This window comes from Neisseria sp. P0021.S005 (assembly GCF_051956955.1).
The window spans coordinates 1-1,939 of sequence record NZ_JBQCWY010000583.1 but is presented as its reverse complement, the minus strand read 5'-3'; the positions used below and the strand labels follow the sequence as shown (position 1 = coordinate 1,939).

2 protein-coding genes are annotated in these 1,939 nt (G+C 46.2%); both read left to right on the top strand.

Translation table 11 applies throughout. The features are described 5' to 3' along the window. Positions 1-808, top strand: an 808-nt coding sequence (locus tag ACTHUE_RS17145; protein WP_440424048.1) for a phosphatidate cytidylyltransferase, incomplete at its 5' end; no start/stop codon positions are given. 108 nt (positions 809-916) lie between these two features. After that, positions 917-1,537: a DUF2238 domain-containing protein gene (locus ACTHUE_RS17140; RefSeq protein ID WP_070712237.1), complete on the top strand. Its 621-nt coding sequence runs from the start codon at positions 917-919 to the stop codon at positions 1,535-1,537. Positions 1,538-1,939: the final 402 nt, after the last annotated feature.

Genomic DNA, 1,939 nt, shown 5'->3' with positions numbered 1-1,939 from the left:
TATTTACGCATGGTGGCTGATGACGCTGGTGTTGCTGGGCGCGTTTTGGTTCGGCAAAATCGGGACGGTTATACTGTTTTTCCTGATTTCATTTGCCGCACTGCGCGAGTTTATGACCCTCGTCTATCGCCGCCGCAGCGACTATTACAGCATGGTGGTCTGCTTTTACCTGTTGCTGCCGGTGCAATACTATTTCGTCTATGACGGCTGGTACGGCATGTTCAGCATTTTTATTCCGGTTTACGGCTTTTTGATACTGCCGATTATTGCCAGCCTCAGCGGCCAAACCGCGCATTTTTTGGAACGCGCCGCCAAAACGCAATGGATGGCGATGATTTGCATCTTCTGTCTGTCCCATGTTCCGGCGCTGATGTTTCTAGACTTGGACGGCTTCGATAATAGCAACAATATTCTGTTGCTAATCTTCCTGATTGGCGTGGTGCAAGTATCGGATGTATTGCAATACGTTTGGGGCAAACTGATTGGCGGTGCAAAAATCATGCCTTCGCTTTCGCCGTCAAAAACCATTTCCGGCACTGTCGGCGGTATTCTGTCGGCCACAGCCATTGCCGCGCTAATGGCGCCGATTACGCCGTTCTCCCACGGCCAAGCGGCCGTTATCGGCTTTATCGTCTGCCTGATGGGTTTCTTTGGCGGCCTGGTTATGTCTGCTATCAAACGCGATTACGGCGTCAAAGACTGGGGCAATATGATACGCGGCCACGGCGGCATGCTTGACCGCGTGGATTCGATTTGTTTTGCCGCACCCGTGTTTTTCCACATTACCCGTTATTTCTGGAACGGCTAAACTTCAGGCCGTCTGAAAGTTATTTTCAGACGGCCTTGAATACTCGAAACTTCCAGCCCTGCCGATTCGTTATACAATACGTAACCATTGTTATTACATACACACAACATGAATAAACCCTCTCCAATCTTTCCCATTTTTCTTGCTGCAATTATCTTCGCCCTTATTGTTTGGTCAGGCATTAATCCTCATGACCGTGCAGTCTGGTACGCCGAAATCATCCCCGTAGCATCCGTATTCTTCCTCCTGGTTGCCACTTACCGCATTTTCCGCTTCAGCAACTTGGCCTACTTATTCATGAGTTTTTGGCTGATTATGCATTCCATCGGTGCATACTACACTTTTGCCGATGTACCGTTTGAATCCATCAACCGCTTTTTTGAACCGATTTTGGGCGAAAACCGCAATCATTACGACCGTATTGCCCATTACATCATCGGCTTCTACGCCTATCCAATGGCTGAGTGGCTGCTGCGCCGCAAGCTGTGCAACCTGCCGTTGGCCTTATTTTTCTCACTGTTCTTCATTATGAGTGTGGCTGCCGCCTATGAAATCATCGAATGGCAATATGCCGTTATCGACGGCGGAGAGGCCGGACTGGAGTTCTTGGGTTCTCAAGGCGATATTTGGGACGCGCAAAAAGACATGCTTGCCGATACTTTGGGCGCGTTAACCTCGCTGTTTATTTTTGTGTTTACCCGACCCGATAAACGCTTGGGTTCCTCTTAAATTTATCCCTTTAAAGCGAAAGGCCGTCTGAAACCAGATTTTCAGACGGCCTTTTTTCATTTTTCTATCGCCATTATTGTAAAAATTAATAAATGCGATAGTTAAAAACATAAGCCGATTTTGAAACAAAATCCGTCATCAAAATTTTTAAGCACATGAAATATATAAAAAACAACGTCTGTTAAGATTTTGTAAACAATATGTCTACGTCAACCTGAATTTTTCGATTTGATTTAAGTCAGCATATCTTGTGTCATTAATCCATAAAATATTCGGAATTCTACAAAATATTGATTAACCCGATAGAGGTTATCATCAAGACGAGGAACACAAAATGCAGAAAATTCCAGAATTGGTCTGCCCCGCCGGCAACCTGCCTGCACTGAAAACCGCTGTGGACAA